At 70.7% G+C, this 22,601-nt stretch carries 20 protein-coding genes; 8 read left to right on the plus strand and 12 right to left on the minus strand.

Features of this window, described 5'->3' with window-relative positions:
• Positions 1 to 5: 5 nt before the first annotated feature.
• Positions 6 to 1,832: an AMP-binding protein gene (locus AA23TX_RS28050; RefSeq protein ID WP_230862733.1), complete on the minus strand. Its 1,827-nt coding sequence runs from the start codon at positions 1,830 to 1,832 to the stop codon at positions 6 to 8.
• Entirely contained in the window at positions 1,819 to 2,583 is a 765-nt protein-coding gene (locus tag AA23TX_RS49685; RefSeq protein WP_196425559.1) for an SDR family NAD(P)-dependent oxidoreductase, read from the minus strand. The genes AA23TX_RS28050 and AA23TX_RS49685 overlap by 14 nt, the downstream gene beginning before the upstream one ends.
• A 253-nt stretch (positions 2,584 to 2,836) precedes the next feature.
• On the opposite strand from AA23TX_RS49685, the gene AA23TX_RS28060 reads away from it, so the two are divergent.
• Positions 2,837 to 3,973, plus strand: a complete 1,137-nt coding sequence (locus AA23TX_RS28060; protein ID WP_196425560.1) for a nucleotide disphospho-sugar-binding domain-containing protein — start codon at positions 2,837 to 2,839, stop codon at positions 3,971 to 3,973.
• A 49-nt stretch (positions 3,974 to 4,022) separates the two neighbouring features.
• Here the strand turns inward: AA23TX_RS28060 and AA23TX_RS28065 are convergent, their stop codons facing one another.
• The 5 genes from AA23TX_RS28065 to AA23TX_RS28085 are packed head-to-tail and all read right to left on the minus strand — an operon-like array spanning position 4,023 to position 9,862.
• Positions 4,023 to 4,781, minus strand: a complete 759-nt coding sequence (locus tag AA23TX_RS28065; protein WP_155545807.1) for an NAD-dependent epimerase/dehydratase family protein — start codon at positions 4,779 to 4,781, stop codon at positions 4,023 to 4,025.
• A gap of 13 nt (positions 4,782 to 4,794) precedes the next feature.
• A complete protein-coding gene (locus AA23TX_RS28070) occupies positions 4,795 to 6,153 on the minus strand; it encodes an NDP-hexose 2,3-dehydratase family protein (RefSeq protein ID WP_155545808.1) in 1,359 nt (452 codons plus the stop codon).
• Positions 6,154 to 6,165: 12 nt separating this feature from the next.
• The gene (locus AA23TX_RS28075) at positions 6,166 to 7,386 is read right to left on the minus strand and encodes a cytochrome P450 family protein (RefSeq protein WP_155545809.1); all 1,221 of its coding nucleotides are present in this window, start codon (positions 7,384 to 7,386) and stop codon (positions 6,166 to 6,168) included.
• Positions 7,383 to 8,624, minus strand: coding sequence for a cytochrome P450 (locus AA23TX_RS28080; RefSeq protein WP_155545810.1), 1,242 nt, complete (start codon positions 8,622 to 8,624; stop codon positions 7,383 to 7,385). Before AA23TX_RS28080 ends, AA23TX_RS28075 begins: the two co-directional genes overlap by 4 nt.
• A complete protein-coding gene (locus AA23TX_RS28085; RefSeq protein ID WP_196425561.1) occupies positions 8,621 to 9,862 on the minus strand; it encodes a cytochrome P450 in 1,242 nt (413 codons plus the stop codon). The genes AA23TX_RS28080 and AA23TX_RS28085 overlap by 4 nt, the downstream gene beginning before the upstream one ends.
• Before the next feature lie 774 nt (positions 9,863 to 10,636).
• Here AA23TX_RS28085 and AA23TX_RS28090 point away from each other — a divergent pair.
• Positions 10,637 to 12,031 carry a helix-turn-helix domain-containing protein gene (locus tag AA23TX_RS28090; protein ID WP_277875419.1) on the plus strand — a complete coding sequence of 465 codons (1,395 nt, stop codon included), beginning with the start codon at positions 10,637 to 10,639 and terminating at the stop codon, positions 12,029 to 12,031.
• Between the two features lie 128 nt (positions 12,032 to 12,159).
• Here AA23TX_RS28090 and AA23TX_RS28095 read toward each other — a convergent pair whose 3' ends face one another.
• Positions 12,160 to 12,747 (minus strand): DinB family protein, encoded by a 588-nt coding sequence (locus AA23TX_RS28095; RefSeq protein WP_230862734.1) that lies wholly within the window; start codon positions 12,745 to 12,747, stop codon positions 12,160 to 12,162.
• Between AA23TX_RS28095 and AA23TX_RS28100 the strand changes: the two genes are divergently transcribed.
• Complete coding sequence (locus AA23TX_RS28100; protein WP_230862735.1) at positions 12,733 to 13,062, plus strand: FAD-dependent monooxygenase; 330 nt, start codon at positions 12,733 to 12,735, stop codon at positions 13,060 to 13,062. The two genes, AA23TX_RS28095 and AA23TX_RS28100, sit on opposite strands and share 15 nt — an antisense overlap.
• A gap of 123 nt (positions 13,063 to 13,185) precedes the next feature.
• On the opposite strand, the gene AA23TX_RS28105 is transcribed toward AA23TX_RS28100, so the two are convergent.
• A complete protein-coding gene (locus AA23TX_RS28105) occupies positions 13,186 to 13,407 on the minus strand; it encodes a hypothetical protein (protein WP_230862736.1) in 222 nt (73 codons plus the stop codon).
• A gap of 441 nt (positions 13,408 to 13,848) precedes the next feature.
• On the opposite strand from AA23TX_RS28105, the gene AA23TX_RS28110 reads away from it, so the two are divergent.
• Entirely contained in the window at positions 13,849 to 15,405 is a 1,557-nt protein-coding gene (locus AA23TX_RS28110; RefSeq protein ID WP_155545813.1) for an alpha-L-arabinofuranosidase B, read from the plus strand.
• A gap of 162 nt (positions 15,406 to 15,567) precedes the next feature.
• Here the strand turns inward: AA23TX_RS28110 and AA23TX_RS28115 are convergent, their stop codons facing one another.
• Entirely contained in the window at positions 15,568 to 18,594 is a 3,027-nt protein-coding gene (locus tag AA23TX_RS28115) for a DUF4132 domain-containing protein (RefSeq protein WP_155545814.1), read from the minus strand.
• On the opposite strand from AA23TX_RS28115, the gene AA23TX_RS28120 reads away from it, so the two are divergent.
• On the plus strand, positions 18,562 to 18,843 hold the full coding sequence (locus tag AA23TX_RS28120) for a hypothetical protein (RefSeq protein WP_155545815.1): 282 nt from the start codon (positions 18,562 to 18,564) through the stop codon (positions 18,841 to 18,843). The genes AA23TX_RS28115 and AA23TX_RS28120 overlap by 33 nt on opposite strands.
• Positions 18,844 to 18,851: 8 nt before the next feature.
• Positions 18,852 to 19,838 (plus strand): MerR family transcriptional regulator, encoded by a 987-nt coding sequence (locus tag AA23TX_RS28125; RefSeq protein ID WP_155545816.1) that lies wholly within the window; start codon positions 18,852 to 18,854, stop codon positions 19,836 to 19,838.
• Between the two features lie 36 nt (positions 19,839 to 19,874).
• Here AA23TX_RS28125 and AA23TX_RS28130 read toward each other — a convergent pair whose 3' ends face one another.
• Positions 19,875 to 20,711 carry a LysR family transcriptional regulator gene (locus tag AA23TX_RS28130; RefSeq protein WP_155545817.1) on the minus strand — a complete coding sequence of 279 codons (837 nt, stop codon included), beginning with the start codon at positions 20,709 to 20,711 and terminating at the stop codon, positions 19,875 to 19,877.
• 92 nt (positions 20,712 to 20,803) lie between these two features.
• On the opposite strand from AA23TX_RS28130, the gene AA23TX_RS28135 reads away from it, so the two are divergent.
• On the plus strand, positions 20,804 to 21,547 hold the full coding sequence (locus AA23TX_RS28135) for a glucose 1-dehydrogenase (RefSeq protein ID WP_155545818.1): 744 nt from the start codon (positions 20,804 to 20,806) through the stop codon (positions 21,545 to 21,547).
• Between the two features lie 41 nt (positions 21,548 to 21,588).
• Here AA23TX_RS28135 and AA23TX_RS28140 read toward each other — a convergent pair whose 3' ends face one another.
• Positions 21,589 to 22,101, minus strand: a complete 513-nt coding sequence (locus AA23TX_RS28140; RefSeq protein ID WP_155545819.1) for a DUF6790 family protein — start codon at positions 22,099 to 22,101, stop codon at positions 21,589 to 21,591.
• 56 nt (positions 22,102 to 22,157) lie between these two features.
• Here AA23TX_RS28140 and AA23TX_RS28145 point away from each other — a divergent pair, with 56 nt between their 5' ends.
• A complete protein-coding gene (locus AA23TX_RS28145) occupies positions 22,158 to 22,577 on the plus strand; it encodes a MarR family winged helix-turn-helix transcriptional regulator (RefSeq protein WP_155545820.1) in 420 nt (139 codons plus the stop codon).
• Positions 22,578 to 22,601: the final 24 nt, after the last annotated feature.

Raw genomic sequence — 22,601 nt, forward strand, 5'->3', positions numbered from 1 at the left:
GCGGGCTATCCCTCCCTGGTGTGGATCGGCGTCCGGGCCCGCAGGCCGGTCCAGTTCCGCTCGACGTAGCCGAGGGCGGACTGCCGGTCGGCCGGCCCGGACGCGATCCGCCAGCCGGCCGGCACTTCGGCGAAGGCCGGCCACAGCGAGTGCTCGTTCGCAGCGTTGGCCAGGACGAGGTAGGTGCCGTCCTGGTCTTCGAACGGGTTGGTTCCCACGAAGTTCCCTTTCCCCATCGGAGATGTTCCCGGCTGGGCGTCGACCAGGCCCTCGTCCTCCACTGCGACGAGGGCATCGGCCCGGCGCACCGCGACGCGGTCGACCTTTCCCGCGGTGCTGACCGGGAACCGGCGCCAGCGCACGAACTTGACCGGCGCGTGCGTCGGCGTCATGCGCCGGGACACGTGGTCTCGCAAGGCAGCGAAGCCCGGTGGGCCGTCCGCGGCCAGCACGACCCCGGCGTGCAGCTCCTCCCCGAGGTCCGCGCGGCGGTGGCCGTACACGCACGCGTCGACGACCCCGGGGTGGCCCACGAGCACCTTCTCGACCTCCGTCGGCGCGATCTTGGTGTCGTGCACCTTGACCACGTCGTTCATCCGGCCGAACAACCGCAGGTAGCCGGCGTCGTCGAAACTGCCGTAGTCCCCGGTGCGCACCCAGCCGTCGCGCAGCACCGCCTCCGTCAGCTCCGGATCGGCGGCGTAGCCTCGCATGCCGTAAGGGCTGCGGACGGTCACCTCACCGACGTCGCCCACCGGTACCTCCCGGCCGGTCTCCGGATCGCGGATGACGACGGCGATGTCGGGCCGCGGCCGGCCGACGGTCGTCCGCAGCGTGGGGTCGCCGTGGCCGTCGGCGGGCAGCATGGCGATCGGGCCGGCCTCCGTCGTCCCGTAGGCGTAGTGCAGCACGCCCGGGAAGACGGCGAGCGCCTGCTCGACGCGTTCCGGGGACGCCGGGCAGCCGCCGTAGAGCAGTCCCCGCAGGGACGACAGGTCCGCCGAGCGCACGGCGGGGTGGCCCGCCAGCTCGTAGAGGAGCGGCACGCCGATGAACGTGTCCGTGATCCGGTACTTTTCGATGTCCCGCAGGAACGGTTCCGGCTCGAACCGTTCGCGCAGCAGCACGCTGCCGCCGGAGGCGATCGCCACGTCGGCCAGGACGCCGCCGGTGTGGCTGGCCGCGCTCACCACGAGGAAGTGCTTCGGTTCGTCCGCGCCGGCGAGCACGAGGTCGTTCCACGCGGCGAAGGGCTTGTACACGCCTTTGGGGCGGCCCGTGCTGCCGCTGGTGTAGATCACCGTGGAGCAGTCGGGAGCCTGGGGCTCGAACTCCATCCGGTAGCGGCCGAGCGGCCGGCCGTCCACCGTCACCGTGTCGCGGATCGGCCGGCCCACCCCGCACAGGTGCGGCTGTTCCGGCAGCAGCGCGGCGATCTTCCCGACCCGCTCGGCGTTCGCGTCGTCGAACACCACGAACGACGCGCCGGTCTCCCGGATCATCCGGGCCCGGGTCGCGACCGGGAGCTCGTGCGTCACCGTCCCGTGGTTGGCGCCGCTGATGTGCACGACGACGGCGCCGAGCAGGTGCGTGGCGTACCGCGCCACCAGCATCCACGGGCTGTTCACCGCGGTCAGGATCGCGACCGTGTCCCCGGGACCGGCGCCGGCTTCGTGCAGCGCCGACGCGACCCGCAGGACCGCGAAGCGCAGTTCGGCGGCGGTGAACGTCTCGTCGCGCCAGCGGAGGACCGGCCGGTAGCCGTCCCCGGCCAGTTCTCCCAGGATGCGCGCGACGTAGTGCCCGGGGGCCGCCGGCTCAGTGGCTGACATGGCTGTCCCACTTCCCGTTGGAGGTCTGGAGCTGCTGCCGGTCGAGGCCCCGGGGCGGGCGCGACCAGCCCGCAACGTAGGTGCCCTGGCCGGTGATCGCCCTCGCCCGGTCGTCGACCAGGAACTCCGCCACGTGCGCGACGCCCGCCGAGTAGGGTTCGGCGCTGTCGCCGGCCGGGCTCAGGCGCGGTCGGGGGTTCGTGGCGCATGCCTGCGGCGCGATGTAGTTCGCGGTGATGCCGAACGCCGCCAGCTCGACCGCGAGGGTCCGGGTGAACCCGATCAGGCCGGACAGCACGGTCTGCGCGTCGCGCCACTCGCCGTCCCCGGTGCCCGTGGCCAGGCCGACGTTGATGATCCGGCCCCACTTCCGGCGGGCCATGTGCGCCGTGGTGGCCCGGCAGCAGACGAACAGCGAACGCAGCCGGCGCCGGACCGTGCCGATGTGGTGCTCGAGCGACGGCGACAGCTCGGCCGGTACGCCGAGCGGGACGCCGGTGACGAGGACGGCCGGGCTGCCGAGTTCGGACCCGGCTGCGCGTACCGCGCTCTCGAACGAAGTGCTGTCGGCGCAATCGGCTTCGAGGGCGACGCACTGCCGGCCGGCCTGCGCGATCTGCCGGGCCGTCTCTTCGAATCCGGTGAGGTCGGTGTCGATCAGCGCGACGTCGAATCCGCCGCGGGCGAGCCGGACCGCGGCCGCCGGGCCGACGTCGTCGTTCGCGCCCGCGATGACGGCGACGCGGGTCACCGGGCTTCCGGCTGCTGCAAGGTGCGTCGCATGGCGATTCTTTCTGGTCGTTCGAATGCCGAACCGTGCTTTCCGGCCAAGGCTAAGCAATGCACGGCGAATCGGGCCATGCGGTTCCGGTGGAAAGAAGAAATTCCGCCACCGGCAGTTTCCCGGCAGATGCCCCGATTCACTGGCCGGGAAAGTCCGGCGGTCCGCATCCTGGGGAAAGTGGTGTTCGAAAACCGGCTGCGCCGAACAGAGGAGTCCACCGTTGCGAGTACTGTTCACCACCCTGTCCGGCGTCGGCCACCTGTTCCCGATGGTGCCGCTCGCGCAGGCGTTGCGGGACGCGGGCCACACCGTGCTCGTCGCCGGTGACGACGAGTTCGCCCCGGCGGTGCGGGCAGCAGGCCTGCCGGCCACCGCCGTGCTGCCCCCGAGTGACCTGTCCACGCTGCTGAAACCGCCGACAGGTGTCACCTTCGGCCGGTTCGACCCGCGACGGGCGGCCGAAGGCAGCGGACGGCGGTGCGGGGAGGCGGCCGTGCGGGCGCTGCCGGCGGTCCGGCGGCTGGTGGCGGAGTGGCGTCCGGATCTGGTCGTTTCCGAGCCCATGGAGCTGGCCGGCCCGGCCGCCGCGACCGAGGCCGGCGTGCCCTGGGTGCGGCACCACTGGGGGCTGTTCCCGCCGGAAGGCATCCTGGCCGCCGCGACCGCGTCGATGGCGGCCGCCGGGCTGCCACCGCTGGCCGAGCCCGTGCGGACGCTCGACATCTGCCCGGCCGGCCTGCAGTTCCCGGCGGAGGTGCCGGTGACCCCGATGCGGTACGTCCCGTACCACCGGCCGGCCGACGTTCCCGCCTGGTTGACCGGCGGCGCGCCGGCCCGGCCGCGGGTGTGCCTGACCATGGGCACCATGCTGCCCCGGCGCGACCCGGAGGTCGCCCCGCTCTGGCGGCGGCTGCTGGACGAATTCCTCGGGCACGGCCACGAAGTGGTCATCGCCATCGACCCGAAGGACCGGTCGGTGCTGGGCGAGCTGCCCGACGGCGTGCGAGCGGACTGGGTACCGCTGGCGGTCCTCCTGCCGACGTGCACGGCGGTCGTGCACCACGGCGGGATGGGCAGCTCGTTGACGGCCGCGACGTGCGGCGTGCCCCAGCTGATCGTCCCGCACTTCGGCGACCAGTTCCGCAACGCGGGGCGGATCACCGAGGTCGGCGCGGCCCTCACCCTGCCCCGGGCCACGGAGGACCCGGCGGAGATCGCCGCGGCCGCCGCCGGAGTCACCGCCGCGGAGACGCTCAGGGAGGTTTCGCGGCGGCTGGCGGCGGAAAACGCGCTCCGGCCCAGCCCGGCCGAGGTGGCCGCGCAGCTGGCCGAACCCGCGACGACGCCGACGGCGTGAACCGAGCCGCCGGGCGGTGGAGGAATCCCGCACCGCCCGGCAGCGCCGTTCACCGGGGGAGTGCGGGTTCGCCGGCTGGAACGTACCGATCGAGCAATGTGGACAGATACCCCGGCCCGAAACCGAACGTGCCCACTTCGGGCACCAGCCGCCGCAAGCGGTCCAAACTGACCACCGGGGTGCTCGCCGGCCGGTGTACCACCCGCTTGACGGCCGTCGTGCCGAGCCGGGTCTCGATGCCGGCGATGATGCTCTCGACCGGGACCGGCACCCCGGACGCCACGTTCACCACGGTGTCGCGCACTCCGGCGCGCAGCAGGCCGTCCAGCGCGGCGAGGACGTGGCGGACGTCCACCAGGTCCCGGGAGACACCGCGGCGCACGAGTACCGAACCGGACCGGACCTGGGCGATCAACGCCGGCAGCAACTGGTGCTCACGCTGGCCCGAGCCGACGAGGTTGCTCAGCCGCAAGGTCAGCCAGCCGGCCCCGCTGGCCGCCAGCACCGTTTCCAGCGCCAGCTTGTGGCGGCCGTACGCCGAGGTGGGGAACACCGGCCCGGTCTCGGTGCCCGGTGAGGGCGTCCCGTACAGAACCGGCGACGCCGTCGAAAAGAACAACGCCAGCCGGCCGCGGTCCCGGCACTCGAGTGCGACGCGGTACAGCAGCTCGGCTTCGCGGTCGAATTCGGCCGCCGAGTCCACGATCGTGCTCGACACGCCGGCCGCGATCGCCGTCACGCCCGGGTGCCGGTCGCCGAAGTGCGCACGCACGTGCGTGGCCAGGAAACCGCCGCCGATCACCTGCATCGCGGCCGGCCGCTCACATCAGCGCCCGCAGCGCCGCGACCAGCGTCCGGGCCTGGACGTTGAGGTAGTGGCGGTGCTGCAGCAGCACGGTCAGCTGGCTCAGCGTCAGCCACTGGAACTGGCCGTCCGGCCGGACCGAGAACCCGTCGTCGACCTCGAGGATCACGTACCGGCTCCGAGCGTCGTAGAACCGGCCGCCCTCCTCGGAAAACTCGACGTCGAACCAGGTCCGCTCCGGCCGCCGGGCGCGCACCAGGTCCACATACGGCGGCAGGTGGCCGTAGTTCTCCGGGACGCACTGCACCGTGGGCGCCAGCTCGACGACGTCGAGGTAACCGGGCTCGACCCGGGCGTTGATCAGGGCGTGCACCACCCCCTCGAACCGCTTGACCAGCAGCGCGACGATGCCGGCCCCGTGCGGTTCGAGCAGCGGCTGCTGCCACGAGCCGACCTCCCGGCAGCCGGCCTGGACGTCCACCGCCACGACGCTGAAGAACCGGCCCGACTCGTGGGCGATGGCGGTGTCCGTCCGGTGCCAGTGCTCGATCTCGCGCAGCGGCACCGGTTCGGTGACCAGCTCGTGCTCGGTGTGCATCCGGGTGATCCAGCTGAGCACCTCCGCCGTGGTGTGCAGGCTGCCCGCGGTGTCGGGCGCGGCCGGCAGGCAGGACAGCACGGTCCTGGCGTCCATGTTGACCACGTTGTCCAGGTGCAGCAGGCGGTGCAGCTGCCCGAGGGTGAGCCACTGGAAGTCCTCGCCGGCCTCGACCTCGGGACCGACCTCCACGACCATGTTCCGGTTGCGCTTGCGGTAGAACCAGGCGCCCTGCTCGGACTGCAGGACGTCGGCGATGACCTGCCGCGGGTCGGCCGGGGCGAAGTGTTCCAGGTAGGGCACCACCCGGCCGCCGTGCACCCGGGTGTAGTTGCTGCGGGTCGCCTGGACCGTCGGCGCGACCTGCAGCCCGTTCGGGTTGCCCGGCTCCGCCTTGGCCTGCATCAGGCAATGGAACACGCCGTCGATCTCGCGCACGGCGATGCCCAGGATGCCGATCTCGGGCTGGTGGATGATCGGCTGGGACCACTCGCGCACCGGCCCGAAGTCGCTGCGCACCCGCAGGCCCTCGACCGAGAAGAACCGGCCGCTGGCGTGCGCGAGGTTGCCGGTGCCCGGGTCGAAATCCCAGCTGCCCAGCTCGGCGAAGGGGATCCGCCGCACCTCCTGGACGTGGTGCGGCCGCCGGCTTTCCAGCCACGCCAGCACTTCCCGGTGGGTCAGCATCCCGTCGATCGTCGCGGCGGACTCGGCGATGCGCTCGGGCAGCGACGCGTCGGTGTGGCGCAGCAGCCCGGTGGGCGTGGCCGTGGGCATTCGGTTCCTCCGTTACGCCAGCAGGACCGGCAGTTCGGCGAGCCCGCGGAACGCGGGGATCTCGACCCCGAGCCACGGCACCTGCGCGGCGGGCACCGCGAGCCGGGTCCCCGGGAAGCGCGTGAACAGCGTCGACAGCGCGATCTGCGCTTCCATCCGGGCCAGCGGCGCGCCCAGGCAGTAGTGCGCCCCGTGGCCGAAGCCGAGGTGACCGCTGGTGTTGCGGCCGAAGTCGACCGTGTCCGGATCGGGGAAGCGGGCCGGGTCCCGGTTGGCCGCGGCGATCGCGATCTGGACGAGCGCGCCCTGCGGGATCACCTCGTCGCCGATGCGGATTTCCTCGGTGGCGTAACGGAAAGTCGCGTTCTCGGCGGGGCCGTCGAAGCGCAGCAGCTCCTCGACCGCGTCCGTGAGCAGCTCCGGCCGCGCCCGCAGCTCGGCCAGCCGGTCCGGGCGCTGCAGCAGGTGGAAGATCGAGTTGCCGATCAGGTTGCCGGTGGTTTCGTGGCCGGCGAACAGCAGCAGCCAGGCCGACGACACGAGCTCGCGTTCGTCGAGGCGGTCGTCGTCGCGGGCACTCACCAGCGAGCCGATCAGGTCGTCGCCCCGCTCGACGCGCTTGCGGGCGATGAGGTCCACCAGGAACTCGTGCAGCTTGCCTTCGGCGGCCTGCTGGGCGGTGGTGGACTCCTCGTCGAACCCGGTGTGCGCCACCGTCGCCGACCACCGCTGCACGTCCGCCCGCTCGGCTTCCGGCACCCCCAGCAGCTCGCAGATCACCGTGATCGGCAGGGGGAAGCTGAACGCGTTCATCAGGTCGACCGGTTCCCCCAGGGGGATGCCGTCGAGCAGCTCGTCGGTGATCGCCTGCACCCGCGGCCGGAGCGCGTCGACCCGGCGCGGGGTGAAGGCCAGGCTGACCAGCCGGCGCAGCCGGGTGTGCTTGGCCCCGTCGGAGTTGATCATGTTGTCGTCGAGGTGCACCGAGCTGTCGCCGAAGATGGCGACGTAGGCGTCCCAGGCGCCGTACATGTCCTTGCTGAGCCGGGGATCGGCGAGTGCGGCGCGGGCGTCTTCGTAGCGGGTGACCACGTAGGCCGGGAACCCGTGGGGTGCCGTCACCGGGCACGCCGCGCCCGACTCGCGCAACCGGGCGTAGGTCGGGTACGGGTCACGGCGGAAGTCCGCCGTGAACATCTCCGAAACGGGGCTGCTGCCCGCGATCTCCGTCATCCGAGGGCTCCCTTCGCGTCGAACCGGACCGGCAGCTCGTAGACCGAGCGCAGCAGCAACCCCGACCGCCAGCGCAGCTCGGCGGGCTCGACGGCCAGCCGCAGGCCGGGCAGCCGGCGGACCACGGCCGCCAGTCCCGCGGTGCTCACCAGCTGGCCCACCTTCTGGCCGAGGCAGTTGTGCGTGCCGATGCCGAAAGCGATGTTGAGCTCGCCCTGGCGGGTCACGTCGAGCTGTTCGGGCTCGTCGTAGTGCCGGGGATCCCGGTGCGCGGCGGTGATCACCGGGCACACGACGGCGCCCTTCGGGATCACGGCGTCGCCGTACTCCAGGTCCTTGGCGGCGAACCGGAACGTCGCCGTCTGGGTCCCGCTGTCGTAGCGCAGCAGCTCGTTGACGGCGTTGTCCATCAGCTCCGGCCGGGCCCGCAGCAGCTCCAGCTGGTCGGGGTGGGTGAGCAGCGAGTGCAGCGCGGTCCCCAGGAAGGCGGTGACCGAGTCGACGCCGGACAGGACCATCGTGACGACCATGGCCAGCAGTTCCGGCTCGGTCATCTCCTCCCGGTCGTGGGCGCGGACGAGATCGCTGATCACGTCGTCGCCCAGCTGTTCGCGGCGCAGCCGGATCACCTCGAGCACGAGGTCGCGGATCTCGTACTTGATCCGGTCGAAGTCTTCCGAGTGGTGCTGGTAGCTGGGGCTGGTCAGGTTGCGGCCGAGCTCGCGCAACCGGGCCCAGTCGGCCGGCGGCAGCACGTGCACCCCGACCAGCTCGCCGATGATCCCGTCGGCCAGCGGCGAGGCGTACCCCTCGATCAGTTCTGCCTCGCCGTCGGCGGCGAACTTGTCGATCAGCTCGTCGGCGAGCCGGTCCGCCGGCTCCTGCAGCGAGCGCGCCTGCCGCGGCGTCATGTTCTTCGCGATCACGCGGCGCAGCCGGGTGTGCTCGGGCGGGTCGAGCATGGACAGGTTGCGGTGGAACGGTTTCAGCTCCGGGTCCATCAGCTGGTGCGCCGCGAGCGAACCCTCGGTGACCGAGCTGCGGTCCTTGACCAGGTCGGGATCGATCAGCGCCGCGCGCACGTCGTCGTAGCGCGTGAGGAACCAGAGCCGGTTCAGGCCGCCCGGGTAGAACCGCTGGGAAACACCGTCCTCCTCCCGCATGTGCTCGTAGGTGGCGTGTGGGCAGGCCACGAACTCGGGACTGAAGAGCTCGGGCACCGCGTCCTGCTGGGTCATCGGCTTTCCTCGTCGGTGAAGGTGACGGGCAGTTCGCGGACGGCGCGCAGCAGGATGCCGGGCCGCCAGTCGAGGGTGTCGGGAGGCGCGGCGAGCACCAGATCGGGGAGCCCGCGCAGCACGGTCTCGAGCGTGATCCGCGTCAGCATCCGGCCGAGTTCCGCGCCGAGGCAGTTGTGGATGCCGTGCCCGAGCGCGACGTGGTGCTTGGCGTCCCGCGTGATGTCCAGCCGATCGGGGTCGGGGAACTGCCCGGGGTCGCGGTTGGCCGCGGCCAGGGTCAGCGCGACGACCGCGCCGCGGGGGATGACCGTGCCGCCGAGCTCGACGTCTTCGCTGGTGAACCGGAACGACGCGGTCTGCATGGCGCCGTCGAACCGCAGCAGCTCCTCGACCGCCTTGTCCATCAGCTCGGGGCGGGACCGCAGCAGCTCCAGCTGACCGGGGTCGAGCAGCAGTGCGAGCAGGGCGTTGCCGAGGAAGGCGGCCGTCGTGTCCATGCCGCCGAGCACGAGGGTGACCACCAGGCCGAAGAGCTGGTCGGCGGACAGTTCGCCGCGATCGGTGGCCGCGATCAACGCGCTGAACACGTCGGGCCCCGGGTGCTCGCGGCGCCGCGCGATCAGGACCTCGACCATCGCCTTGATCTCGAACTTGATTTCGTCGTAGTCGACGGTCGTCGCGCTGTTGTCCGGGGTGGTCAGCCGGTTGCCGAGCACCCGCAGCCGGTTCCAGTCGAACCCGGGCCAGTCGTCCTCGGGCCGGGAGCCGAGCATGCCGCCGATGATGTGGTAGCACAGCGGAACGGCGAGCTGGCCGACGAGCTCCGCTTTCCCGTCCGGCCGGAACCCGGCGACGAGCTGGTCGGCGTAGGCCGCTGCCTTGTCCGCCATCGCCCGGATGCGGCGTGGGGTGAACTCCTTGGCCACCAGCCGGCGCAACGTGGTGTGCTCCGGCGGGTCCAGCATGATCAACGTCCGGTGGAACGCGGCCAGCTCGGGGTTTCCCCGCCCCTTGGCCAGCCCGCCCGCCGACACCGATTCGCGGCTCTTGCGGAAGCGTGGGTCGCGGAACGCCGCGCGGACGTCTTCGTAGCGGGAGACGAACCACACCTGCATACGCTCGCCGGCGTACCGCTTGCAGACCACCGGTTCGTTTTCGCGGAGTGCCTGGTACGTGGGATACGGATTTGCGGTGAACTCTTCGCTGAACAATGCGGGAGCGTCTGTTTCGGGCATGGTCACCTCGAGTGGCCTGACGGGAAAGAAACACGAACTCGACGTCACCGACGACCCTATTGGCTCCCCACGTGCCGGACACCTGAGAGAACGGCAGCAGTGTTCCGGCGGTTTCAGTGCACGTTCGCGCCGCCGCTCCTTCCGGTCCGGCACGGCGGTTCCGCGGGCCTCTCGGGTGAACTTGGATAAAACGGACTTACGCGACATCAGTACCTTGACAACATGTCAGACGCATTGATAGACAAACTCATATCTTCCGAACGAGACCCTCCGAGGGTGCGCCATATGGAGATCGACAGTCGGCCTCGGTCATCCGACGCCACCCAGCTGTGTGCGCGCCCGGAGCAACCCGGTGAGCGGGATGGGTCCGCGGATTCCCCTTCCTGTGCCGCCGGGTTCCGGCTCGCGGCCGGCCGCGAGCTGCGCGGCCGTTCGCCGACGACCGCTTGATCCTCGCTCTCTCCGGACCGTCCGGGCACCCTTGATGCCGAGGTCCGGTGACCAGAGAATTCCACGACGTGATCTCCGGGCAGGGAGATCCCGGTACTGTGGTACAAGTTGACAACTGGGGGTTGGTAACCGAGGTGAAATTCAGCGCGAACTGAATTGATTGGACCGCGCGCTCCGTCGGGTGTCGGAGTGGGCGCAATAGGTGATCGCGTGCTGGGGCGTTGCCGGGAGGCGCGGACTGGGGGCGCGTGGTCGCCGATCAAGGGTACTCGCGGTTCGGTCTGCTGTTTGCGATGGGCCGGCGGGAAATTCTTTGGGGGCCTTGTGTTCGAATCAAACGAATCATTCAGAGTTGAATTGCGGAGATTGCGCATCAAGTCCGGCGTCACGCAGGAAGAATTGGCGGAGGCGTCGGGTATCAGCGTGCGGGCGATCAGCGACCTCGAGCGGGGCCGGACCCGTCGTCCGCAACGCAAGACGGTGGAGCTGCTGGCCAGCGGGATGCGCCTGGACGAGCACGACACGGCTCGGCTCGTCCACGTGGCCCGGAAGTCCACGTTGCAGGTGTCGCTGCCGCACGCCGTGGCCGGCGCGAGCGGGTGCGGCCACGACGAGGCCCGTTTCGAGCCGGGGGAACCGGGCCGGATCTGCGAGCTGCCGCCGCGGCTGCCGGGACCGCACACCACGCTGCCGGACTACCCGGTGCTCGACGACTTCCTGCAATCCGTGGCCGCGGCCGAGACGTTGGCCCCCGCCAACGGCAACACCGCGTTCATTGTCGGGTCGCCGTGGGTGGGCAAGACGACGGCCGCGGTGCACGCGGCCTACAAGTGGCGGCACCTGTTCCCGGACGGTCAGCTCTTCATCGACCTGAGTCCCGACGGCCAGTCGGCGATGCGGCCGCTCGACGTCGTGCGGCGGTTGTCCCGCTCGGTCGGCGCGCCGGTGGCGGAGGGCGCGGACCTCGAATCGGCCGCCGCCGCGCTGCGCAGTTTCCTGGCCAGCCGCCGGCTGCTCATCGTTCTCGACAAGGTGGTCAGCGAAGCCCAGGTTCGCGAGGTGCTGCCGGGCGTCAGTGCGAGCGCGGTGCTCGCGGTGTGCCGGCGCCGGTTCCCGGCGCAGGCGGGCACGCCGACGGTCTCGGTCGAGCCGCTGTCGGTCGGCCTGTCGGTGGCCCTGCTGGCGGCGGCGCTCGGCGAGCAGCGGATCAGGGACGAGTACGACGCGGCGATCGGGCTGGCCACCCTGTGCGGCGGGCTCCCGCTCGCGCTGCAGTGGGTCAGTGGCCGGTTGCTGCGGAATCCACATTGGACGCTGCACCGGATGTTCACGGCGCTGATCAACCCGCAGACGAGGAAGGATCTGATCGGTTCCTGCCGGCGGGACCTCAGCGGCCGGTTCTACGCCCTGTACGAAGAGTTGTCCCCGGAAACGCAGCGCGCGTTGTGCGCGCTGTCGCACATTCACGCCGACGAGTTCACCTTGGACATGGCGGCCGCGGTGCTCGGCACCTCGGTCGACGACGCCGAGCGGATGATCGAGTACCTCATGGAGTGGCAGATCATCTCGGTCCACTACGACTCGGCACGTGCGGCCGCGTTCCGGATAAACCAGTTCGTCCGTACGTTCGCGGTGAGCGTGTCGGAGACGAGCGACCCGCTGGCCGACCTCGAGAACGTCCGCCAGCGGGCGACGACAGTCCTGGGCATCCAGGTGTGACCGCCGGCCGAGGATGCCGGACCGCATGGCTGGGGGACAGCCATGCGGTCCGGCGTCACCGACCTGGCCACCCGCTACGCCAAGCTGCCACTGACGTGCGCGTCCGCTCCCGCGTCGGCACTCGGCGGCTACCGCGGTTCGGACACACCTGCCTCGAGCACTGCGAGGTCGCGCACCGCGTAACGGTGGTGCTCGGCTTCTTCCTTGAGCACCACCTTGAGGCAGCGGCGCACGACGTACTCCTGGTCGGGATACATGTCCGCCGGCTTGCGATCGCACACCCGGTCCAGTTCGGCCGCGGTGAGGCCGTCGATGACACACCGCATCGTGGCCATGCGGGCCTTTCGTGGTGCCAGCACCTCGTCGAGGGTCGGGGTGGCGTCGAGGGTCAGGCCGAGCTTCGCCGCCTCCTCGGGCGGCGTCCCGCCGGCGGGGAAGCCCAGCGGGTGGTAGGGCGCTTCCTCTTCGAGCACGGCGTTGCCGAGCCAGGCATCGGAGGCGAACAGCAGATGCCGTTGTGTCTCGACGAAGGACCACTCACCGTCGACTCTTTCGTGCAGTTTGGCCTCGGGCAACAGCTTTGCCCGGTCGAACGTCGCGCTCCACAGGGTTTCGACGGCGTCGCAAGCGGCCTGGTAGTCCTCGGGGGACGTCGCATCCCGTGCCGGCGCCCGTGCGGGGTGCCGGCGGATCCTCCGGCCGTGCTGGCCGTGCACTCGTACGGCTTCGCGGCCCGGATCACCCGGGGTCCGGAGGCGAGCCGGCTCTACCTGCAGTGCCCGCTGACCGACACGGCCGACCAGTGGCCGGACGAGCGCGTCTGGGATGAGCTCGGCACCCGGTTCGGCGAACCCGTCGCGCCGGGGCCGATCACGAGCAAGCAGGTCGTGCCGCTGCGCGGGGTCGTGTTCAGCCCTGTGCGCCACGGCCGGCTCTTCCTCCTCGGCGACGCCGCGCACCTCATTTCCCCGATGGGCGCGGAGGGGATGAGCCTCGCCCTCCACGACGCCAGGCGGCCGCGGTGTGGATGACCGAGACGATGCACGACTCCGGCGATGCTTCGTACGAAGGGGAATTCCGCAAGCGGATCGCGCGGAAGAACCTGGAAACCATGCTGGAGCCGGCGGAGCGCGTTTCCGGCTGACCGGACGGGGTCAGCGCAGCCAGCGCAGCGCCGCGTCGGCGCAGTCCTCGGGGGTGCGGTCGAAGGCGATGGCCGCAACCGGTGCCGCCTGGTGCACCAGGTTGAGCACCGTTTCGAAGAACTCGAGCAGCGGTTCGTGCGTTCGGATCCCGGCCCCGATCACCACGCAGGCGTAGTCCGCCCGGGTCAGCGCCGCCTCGATCGTCCCCTCGGGGTCCGCGTCGAGGTCCACGAGGCACCAGTCGGGCGTCGAGGCCGTCCCGGCGCCTCCGCGCTGACGCCGATCGTGCCACACGGCCGGGTGCGAACCGGTGCAGGTTCCGCCGACTGACTCTTGACGCCCAGCCGGTGAGCGCCCACAATTCAAACGTACGACAGAATGTTAGCGCTAACATTAGGTCTGGTTTCGACGACGAAGTCGGAGAAGATGCCAATGAAGCCGCATTGCCGGACCGCCTCCCGATATCGGGCTGAGCGGCGGAACCCGCGTGAACGGGCGCACGTCGGCGCTCACCGCGTTCCGAGATAGCAGTTCCCGCACCGGATCCACCCGTGCTCGCCGTGCGCGCACGGGTGTCGAAGCTGTGTCCTTTGTGCTCACTCGCGCCAGCGCGCCGCTTCCGCTGCCGATCGGACATCCGCCGGCCGGCACCCCACGCAACGGAGGAATAAAATGACTCCACGGCCGAAGAATCGCCGTCGGCGGACGATTTCCCGGATCGCCGCCGCGGTTCTCGCCCTCGCCGGAGGGCTGGTCGCCACCACCGGTACGTCGCAAGCCGCCACCCAGGGGCCGTGCGACCTCTACGCGAACGGCGGCACACCTTGCGTCGCCGCGCACAGCACCACCCGCGCCCTCTACGGTGCCTACAACGGCGCGCTCTACCAAGTCAGGCGGGCGTCGGACAACAGCACCCGCGACATCGGCCCGCTCGCCGCCGGTGGCGTCGCGAACGCCGCCGCCCAGGACTCCTTCTGCGCCGGGACCACCTGTCTCATCACCGTCATCTACGACCAGACCGGCCGGAACAACCGCCTCACCCAGGCGCCTCCCGGCGGGTTCAACGGCCCGGCCGCCGGCGGCTACGACAACCTCGCCAACGCGACCGCGGCGCCGATCACCGTCGGCGGCCACAAGGCCTACGGCGTCTACGTCGCGCCCGGCACCGGCTACCGCAACAACAACACGAACGGCGTCGCGACCGGTGACCAGCCGGAGGGCATGTACTCCGTCTTCGACGGCACGCACTACAACGGCGGCTGCTGCTTCGACTACGGCAACGCCGAACGCAACAGCCGGGACAACGGCAACGGCACGATGGAGGCCATCTACTTCGGCAACATCAAGGTCTGGGGCTACGGCACGGGGAACGGCCCGTGGATCATGGCCGACCTCGAGAACGGCCTGTTCTCCGGGGTCAACCCCGGCTACAACGCCAACGACCCGTCCATCAGCCACCGGTTCCTGACGGCGATCGTCAAGGGCGAGCCGAACCACTGGGCGATCCGAGGCGGCAACGCGCAGTCGGGCGGCGTGTCGACGTTCTACAACGGGAGCCGGCCCAACGCGTCGGGGTACAACCCGATGAAGAAGGAAGGCGCGATCATCCTGGGCATCGGCGGCGACAACAGCGTCGGCGCCCGCGGCACCTTCTACGAGGGCGTGATGACGTCCGGCTACCCGTCGGACGCCACCGAGAACGCGGTGCAGGCCAACATCACCGCGGCGGGCTACAGCGTCGGCAGCGCGAGCAGCGGATTGACGCCCGGCTCGACCGTCTCCCTGCGCGCGACCACGGCGTGCTGCACCGACCGGTACATCCACCACACGGGCACCACGGTGGACACCGCGGTCGTCGGCAGCTCGAGCTCCGCGACCGAAAAGGGCAATGCGTCCTGGATCGTGCGGGCCGGGCTGGGCAACGGATCGTGCGTGTCTTTCGAATCCAAGAACACCGCCGGCCAGTACCTGCGGCACCAGAACTTCCAGCTGTACCTCAACGCGAACGACGGGAGCTCGCTGTTCGCCCAGGACGCGACGTTCTGTCCCGAAGCGGGCCGCAACAGCCAGGGCACGTCGCTGAGGTCGGCGAACTACGCCGACCGCTACGTCCGGCACTACGCGAACGTCGTCTACATCGCCAGCAACGGCGGTTCGAACACGTTCGACAACGCCACCTCGTACAACGACGACGTGAGCTGGCTGGTCAGCGCGCCCTGGTCCCCGTAGCCGGGCCGGGTACCGGGGCCACGCGCGGTGCGTGGCCCCGGCCGCCCGTCACCGCGTGAAGGTGAACCAGTTCATGTCGACGAAGTCCGCCGAGCCGCCGCCGAACGTCAGTTAGACGTCGTGGACGCCGGTCCCCGCCGCGTCGACCATGATCGTCGGCCACTAGTCGAGACAACGCAGGGACCGGATCAGTTCCGAGCGGGTGACGACGGGCAGGTCACTGAAGACGCCCAGCTCGCCCGCGGCTGACTCGAAGGTGATCTCGGTGATCGTCTGCTCGGGCTCCGCTTTCGGGTCCGCGACCGCCGACGTTCCCGGGTCGATGGTCAGCGCCACACGCCCCTCTGGGCCGAACGGCCGGAACAGCTGGTGGCGCACTGCTCTGTGGCCGCTCGGTGCCCACTGCCAGCCTCGGCGGACGAGACCGAACAGCTTCGCGGCCGCCACCGTTCGCTGCCAGTAGACAGATGGGTCCTCGCCGGTGAACACCTCGCGTCCGGCCTGGATGAACGGCTGCTCGCCGCGCTGAGCAAGCCACGTGGCCCACGGTGTGAAGTCGTCGACCGCCGGGTGGGCGAGCCGGACCCACGTGCCGTCGCCGATCAGCCCACCATCCGGGTCGACCGGGTCGCCGAGGGCGTCGACGGCCGCGGTCCGGTCGTCGAGTGCCCACAACAACCCGCGCGCGAACCGGCCCAGCAGCGGATGCGCCACGATCCGGGACCGGAAGTCGCCGCCGGACCATCGGCGCTGCACGACCATCGCTTCCTCCAGGCGCGCGATCTGGTCGGCGATCATCGGCTTTGCCTTGCGGCGCAAGCTGTTCCACGCCGACACCGCCGCCTTCTCCTCGTCGTTGGCCGCCTTGGGCAATGCGCTGAGCCTGGCTCCGGACGGATCCCGCAGCACGAGTTCGCGGGTGTCGACGAGGTCGACGGCATACGACACGTTCCGGTACTCGACCTGATCACCGTCCAGCCCGAGATCCGGCGCCAGCAGGTCGTCGAGCTGTTCGGGCAGCAGCCCGCGGTCCGCGGCGACGCGGTCGAGCGCGGCGGCGGCGTGGCTGCGCAGCGGCCCGGACTTCGCATTGCGCGCCAGCGCCGACAGGTGGCCGAGAGCTCGCTCGGTGTTCATCACGGCCAGAACGTCGGCGCCGCGCTTCGCCCGTGGCGCCGCCCCTTCCGACGGCCACGCCCGGACGCGCGGGGCCAGCCGGTCCGCGACGGTGTCGTCGCCGAAGTACCCGAGGGCGTTCATGGCCCACACGTCCTTCGACGGCCTGTCCTCGGCCTCCCAGAGCCGGTACAGCGACCAGACGAACGCCGACAGGCTCGCCGGGTCACAGCGGTCGGCGATCACCCGCAGGCCCTCGTAGGGCGCGTCGAGCTGGGACATCGCGATCATGCGCAGGAGCGCGGCGGTCGGCTCGGCCGGCAACGCGTACTCGCCACCGGCCAGCAGAACCTGCGGTAGAAGACCGGGGTCCGCCCATTTCGGCACGGCCGGGATCTTCGCGGGCACGAAGTCGAGCGGGTCGCGGCTGAGCAACGTCTCCACGGCCTCGACGCAGCCGAGGTCTTTCGCTGCGGCCCGTACGTCGTCCGCGTCGAGACGGCTGAGGGCCAGCGCGGCGGTCGCCGCCTCCGCACGCGCCGCGCCGAGAGCGACCGGGATGAGCAGTGCGGCGGCGCCGGCACCGTGGCGGGTGAACCATTCCCGCGCGACCGGGCGGAACTGGCGTGACCGGGTCAGCCAGGCCGCCATCAATTCGGCGACCTCGACGGCGAGATAAGGCATCAGCAGTGGGGCACCGACAACCGGCTTCTTGCGGGCCAGCCGCAAGAACGGTGCCAGCGCGGCGAGTTCGTACTTGGCGACCACCACTTGCGGCTTCTCGAGGTAGAACGAGGCCGATTCGGCCTGCCATCGAGCGAGCAGCGGACGGACGATGCCGTCCGGCGCTCTGATGTAGAACTCCGGCGGTGCAACGCCTTTCTCAGCGAGCGGGAGATGCACGCGCATTTCCTCGGACCGGAACGCTTGCCAGTCGTAGGCCCAGCGTTCCTGTTCACCGTCCTGCCAGACGATTCGAGGCTCGACCGCGTCCGGGACGGTCGTGACCCGGGCCGGCGGTTCACGACGCCACGGCGGCGACGCGAGCAGCGGCGGGACGGCCTCGGGTGGCGCCTCCGGCCGACGGGTGAACAGCCTGGCCTCGGGGACTTCCGGGTGCCTGCGCACCTGGCGTAGCAGCAGCACGTCGATGAAGTCGCCGTCCCGATGCGTACCGAGCAGCCGCGCCGCGCGTGCGGGGAACCGGTCGGCCGCGGCACGCACCCCACCCGGCACCGCCGGGAGGTCCATTCGGTGCAGCAGCCCGGCGAACGCCGCGTCCGCCGGGATGCGCGTGAGCACCTCGAGGACGTCGTGCCGGACGTCCGGCGCCCAGCGGGACCGGTCCAGCTGACGGAACAGCAGCGGCACGACGTCCTCGCCGGCCGCGTCGAAGGCCGTGATGAACTGTCCCAGCGAGGTCATGTGCCAGCGGGACAACTGCTCGACCGTCGCCATGCTGTAGAAGAGCAGTTCCGGCGATCCCCAGTGGTCGTTGGGGAGATCGTCGAGATTCGCGGCCGCCCACTCCGGCCGGGCGGGGACGAGGTAGGACGTGACGATGCGCTGGCGCAGCAGTCCGCCGCGAAACGCGGCCAACCGGGCGACCGTGTCGTCGTAGACGTCCTGCCGCGCGACGGCCAGCATCGACCGCAGCTGCCGGGCGGCGTCTGTCCACACGGGGTACGCGGCGTCCGTCGCGTCGGTGTGGCGCAGCAGCGGTATGACGTCGTTCGCGCTGACCCGATCGGCGGTGTAGTAAGCGCAGCTCGCCACGAACGCGACAGCGCCGTGGGCCAGCTCTCGGACGGCGACGAGATCGTCGATCGGCGCCATCGAGGTGTTGTAGGCGATGGCACCGCGACACGGGTTCGGTGCGAGCGCGAGCCGGACGCCATCGGCCTCGACGTCCGGCTCCGCTGAGAGCGCCAACGCGCGAAGCGCGGGATCGGTCCCCGTGTGGTGAAGGATCGCCGCCCGCTTGCCGGCCAGGTCCACACCACGAGCGGCGTGCCATGCGGTGAGCTCCGCGAGGCTTTCGTGCTTGACGTCGAGCGGTTCGAGCGCGGCCATCCCGCCACGGCGGGGATGCACGGCACAACGCCACGTATCGGGGATGTCGATCTGGTGCTCACCAGGCATGACGCCATCATGCACGACCGGTCCGGATCCGCCGCGGACCTCGCGGGGCGGCACGGCTCAGCGGTCGGCGGCTCGCTCGCGGCGCCGGTAGCGGGTGGATCAACGGCATGGCTCGCGGTGACGGCGGTTCGAACCGCGTTCGCGGCAGCCTTGACTCTCAAGCCGGTCGAGATCGCATAGTGGGGCGTATGAACGAGCTCTATCCCATCGGCGATGTCGCCCGCCGCACCGGTTTGAGCGTGAGCGCCATCAGGTTCTACGCCGACGAGGGGGTGGTCGCGCCCACCGCTCTCACCGAAGGCGGCTTCCGGCAGTACGACGTGCAGGACATCGCCCGGCTCGAACTCGTGCGCACCCTCCGCGACCTCGGTGCCGGCCTGGACGACGTTCGCCGGGTGCTGGCCGCGGAGGGCACCTTGCGGGATCTGGCCGTCCGGCATCTCCGGCTGGTCGAGGACCAGTTGCGGCAGTTCCACGCGCGGCGCGCGGTGCTGCGGACCATCGTGCGGCAACCCACCACGGCGGAACAGGTGAGCTTGCTGCACAAGCTCGTGTCGATGTCCGACGACGACCGGGACCAGCTCATCAGCGGGTTCTGGGACTTCGTGACCGACGGCCTGGACGTCCATCCCGGCTACCTGGAACGGCTGCGCAGCCGACGGCCGCACCTGCCGGAAGAACCGTCCACCGAGCAGCTCGAGGCCTGGATCGAACTCGCCGAGATCGTGCGGGACGACCAGTTCCGCACAGCGCTGCGGGCCTTCTTCCACCGCGCTTTCGGCACCGAGCAGGGCAAGCTGATGGCCACGCCGGAGATGCTGGCTCGCGCCGAGCGGCAGCGGGTTCTCTACCTGGAGGCGCAGGCCGCGCAGCAGGCGGGTGTGCCGGCGGACTCCCCGCAGGCCCGGGACATCGCCGAGCGCATGGCGGCCGACTCGGCTGATTTCGTCGCCGCCATGACCGGGGACCACGACCTCGACAAGGCCCGCCGCAGCATGGCCGGCTTCGACCGGATCCGGTCGGCGGAGACGCGGGCCAAGATGACCGGGACGAACCTGATGGCCAGGTACAGCACGCTGGTGGCGGTGATCAACGGGACGCCCCAGCCGGACCCGGAGAAGACGGCGACGGTTCAGGAATGGATGGCGTCCGCCCTGCGTCGGGACCCCACCTGAGGGCCGTTTTCGACCACCCGGACGGGGCGACGGACCTCAGGCGAGACAGCTTGCCGCGACGTCGTGGAAGGCGATGGCCAGCGGGTTGGGGTCGTCGGCGCGAGTGGCGAGTACGACCTGGCACGGGTCGATGCCTTCGACGGGCACCGTGGCCAGGTCCGCGCGCACCGTGGGGCGTCGGTCGCCGGCGGGCAGGATGGCGAGGCCGCGGCCGTCGGCGACGAGTTCGAGCTTGTCCTCGAAGCTGTCGTCGAGGCTCGGTTCGAGGGGGCCGCTCCAGAGCGTGGGGGAGCTGGTGCAGGCGGTGAACCGCTCGTCGGCGAGCTCGTCGAGCGTGACGGATTCCTTGCCCGCGAGGCGGTGCGATCTCGGTACCACCAGCACCCTCGGCTCCTCGTGGAGGACGGTGACGCGCAGCTGGTCCGTCCGGAACGGCAGTGGCAACCGCACCACGAGTGCGTCCACCCGGTGCTCGGGCAGGGCGTGCGTGTCCTGCCAGTCGAGGTGGCGGGTGCCCACTCGGGCGTCGGGATGCCGGCGGCGGAGTTCTCGCACCGCCGGGGTGATCACCAGGTCCGCGACATAGCCGACGGTGATCGCCTGCCGGGGCGCGGCCGCGCGCGCGGTCAGCTCGGCTTGGCGAGCGGAGTGCAGCAGCGCCTGCGCTTGGGGGAGGAACGCCCGGCCGGCTTCGGTGAGCCGGCTGCCCTGCGGGGTGCGGTCGAACAGCCGCACGCCCAGCCCGTGCTCCAGGCGCTGGATCTGGCGGCTGAGCGACGGCTGGGCGAGATGCAGCGCGGCCGCGGCGCGGCCGAAGTTGAGGTGTTCTGCGACCACCGTGAAATACCGCACCAGCCGCAAATCGAGGTCCACGCACGTCGAGTCTACGCGTCATGCGTCTCCGGTATGACGACGTGCGGAACAGGTCTTGGACGGCGAGCCGGAAGGGATCTTGACTGGACGTCATGACCGAGTACGAAGGCAAGAACGTCGTGATCACGGGTGGCAGCAGCGGTGTCGGTTTCGCGACGGCGAAGTTGTTCGCCGGCGGCGGAGCGCGGGTTCTGATCACCGGCCGCACCCAGGCCACGCTCGACGCCGCTCTCGAACAGCTCGGGGACAACGCGGTGGCCGTCCGCGGCGATGTGGCGTCGCTGTCCGATGTGGACGCTCTCGCCGACCGGGCGCAGGCGGAGTTCGGTCTGGTGGACGTCCTGTTCGTGAACGCCGGGGTGACTCGGGCCGCGCCCTTCGAGTCGATGTCCGAGCGGGTGTACGACGACCTGTTCGCGATCAACGCCAAGGGCGCCTACTTCACCGTGCAGAAGTTCGTCCCGCTGCTGCGGGAGGGCGGTGGTGTCGTGCTCACCACCTCGGTCGCGAACGTCAAGGGGCTGCCGATGGTCGGCGCGTACGCGGCCAGCAAAGCGGCGCTGCGCTCGATGACCCGGAGCCTGGCCCGCGAGCTGCTGCCGCGGCGGATCCGCGTCAACGCGGTCAGCCCCGGTCCGATCGACTCCGGCATCCTGGAGAAGTCGATGCCGAAGGACGCCGCCGATCAGACCCGGGCGCAGATGACCGCGAACAACCCCATGCTGCGGTTCGGCGACTCGGCCGAGGTGGCGAAGGCGGTGGCGTTCCTGGCTTTCGACGCCACCTACACGACCGGCGCCGAACTTCCGGTGGACGGTGGCGCCTCCCAGCTCTGACTTGGGATGTGGCGAGAGGCGAACATGGTCGGCGCCCGGGGTCAGACGGCCCGCACAGGGGCGGCGGCCAGGCGCCGGGACCGCACGGCGAGGACGATCATGACCGCCGGGATCAGCAGGTCATTGACGAGGACGCCACCGGTGTTGCCGGGGGCATGGTCGCCGCCGGCGAACCACTGGTAGACGTGGCCGGCGAGGGCGCCCCACAGGAACATGCCGCCACCGAGGCCGATGGTGATGCGCTCGCGTGCCGACGCTGAAGCGGCGCGGAAGCCCATGATGGCCAGCCCGAGGTTGGCGAAGGCGATCTCGAACAGGAACGGCGTCCGGGGAAAGCCGATCGCGGTGGCCATCACGTCCGGGAAGGCGAGGAACGCGACGGTCATCCACAGGCTGCCGATGCCGAACGCGCCGATGGCCCACCAGCGTTGCCAGATCTCCAGCCGCTCCTGGGCCGAGGTGACGTGGCGAGCCCGCAGGAAGGCGCCGATGGCCGGGACCACGATCCAGACCAGGGGAAACGCTGACTGGGCGACGTAACCGAAGTTGTCCATGCCCTGAATCTTGCATGGTTAACATTAACTAGTCAACACTCTGTTAGGCTGACGGCGTGGATGACGGACTCGCAGACCTGCTGCACCGCGTGGTCATGCTGCTCGGCGAAGCGGCCCGGCGGCGCACGGACGGCCGGGACGGCCTGACTTACAGCCAGATACGGCTGCTCGGCACGCTGGAGGACATCGAACCGGCGACCCAGCACCGGCTGGCGCAGGCGTTGTCGGTGTCGGATCCGGCGATCAGCCGGGCTCTGCGGTCCCTCGAGGCGGACGGCTTGGTGCAGGTCGTCGTCGACCCCGCCCATGCGCGACGGCGCCTGGTCACGCTCACCGTCGCCGGCCGGAAAGCTTTTCACGACAACGGGAAGCCCCTCTACGACGAGTTCCGTTCCGCGCTCGTCGCCGCCGGGTTCCCTTATGAGCGCTACCTCGAAGACACCCTCCGGCTGGCCGAGCTCCTCGAATCCGGCTGACCGCCTGGGGATCCTCGGCGAAAG

This window comes from Amycolatopsis camponoti, assembly GCF_902497555.1.
Taxonomy (GTDB): domain Bacteria; phylum Actinomycetota; class Actinomycetes; order Mycobacteriales; family Pseudonocardiaceae; genus Amycolatopsis; species Amycolatopsis camponoti.